Source organism: Paenibacillus sp. JT22N1 (assembly GCF_059692155.1).
In genome coordinates this window covers 1-1,258 of sequence record NZ_JCAUAW010000065.1, presented here as the reverse complement: position 1 = coordinate 1,258, position 1,258 = coordinate 1, and the positions used below count along the sequence as shown (strand labels likewise).

The window sequence follows — 1,258 nt, the reverse complement described above, 5'->3', positions numbered from 1 at the left end:
CTCCTAGGCCCCCTAAATAAACTGGAGTCCTCCCGTTAAATAAATTAAACTTATTTACAAAGGGGATGATCCGGGATGGGAAAAAGATTAGGAGAAGAAGTACGTTTGAAAGCTGTACGAGAAGCGTTAGCTGGGATTAAGGTGGGGGCACTGGCTCGTATGTATGATGTACATCCAGAAACGATTCGTGGATGGATTAGAGATCATAGGGATGATGTGGCTCCGGAAGAGATTCCAATGACAGATGAGCATCTGCTAGAGCTTCAGCGACTTCAGGAAATTGAAGCGAAATACGAGAAAGCGATGAAGATAATTGGTGAAAAAGAACTTGAGAATGAGATTTTACGAGAACTTATAAAAAAGAGGAACCCCGCTTATCCGAAAAGTACGAAGTAGCTGACCAGTTCATTAAGCGGGGAGAAGTAGCAGCACTGGTTCTTCGAATCACTGGGCTTTCCATGTCCACTTACTACGATCGGAGAAAGCGAGTCTCGGACACTACAGCACGTAAGGCAGATGGTCCCAAAGGACGCCCTCTGCCTGGGTTTTCTCGAACAGTAACAGGTGAAAAAATAAGTGACGAACAAATAACAGAGTGGCTCTTAGAGCTTCTTGAAGGTGAAGAACATGTCTATGGATACAAGCTTCTCGCACAATGCCTCCGCAATGAACGAGGCTTAATTTTAAACAAAAAGAAATCTTACCGCCTTTGTAAAGAACAAGGCATTCTCCAGAAACAGCGTGAGCGTAAGACTAAACATCCACGCAGATTACCGAAAAACCGAGTCGTAACGGGTCCCAACGAGCTGTGGCAGATGGACATTAAGTATGGTTATGTGACGGGATGCAGACGATTCTATTTCATACTTAGTATTATTGATGTGTTTGATCGTGTCGTCGTTGAGCAGTACAGAGGACCGGTTTGTGAGGCTAAGCATGCCGTACAGACGCTATGGCGCGCGCTAGAGAGCCGGATAAAGCCTGAGGAGGAGCTCCCTGCAATACGTACGGACAATGGTCCCCAGTTCATCAGCCAGCTATTCGGCGACACGTGTGAGAGCCTTGGGATGGTTCACGAACGTATACCACCGCGCACACCTAATTCGAATGCCTACATTGAATCATTCCACAGCCTGCTCGAGCGCGATTTGATCGGGAAAAGGGATTTCATGACGTTTGATGAAGCTTATGAAGCGCTTGATCATTATATGGACTTCTACAATAACCGCAAAATGCACGGTAGCTTAAAACGGATGCC

General features: G+C 46.0%; 2 protein-coding genes. Both read left to right on the top strand.

Annotated elements, in window-relative coordinates; all coding sequences use genetic code 11:
- Positions 1-75 precede the first annotated feature (75 nt).
- On the top strand, positions 76-396 hold the full coding sequence (locus AC58UU_RS39885; RefSeq protein WP_497323037.1) for a transposase: 321 nt from the start codon (positions 76-78) through the stop codon (positions 394-396).
- Positions 397-407: 11 nt separating this feature from the next.
- The coding region (locus AC58UU_RS39880) for an IS3 family transposase (RefSeq protein WP_497323038.1) at positions 408-1,258 on the top strand (851 nt) is incomplete at its 3' end.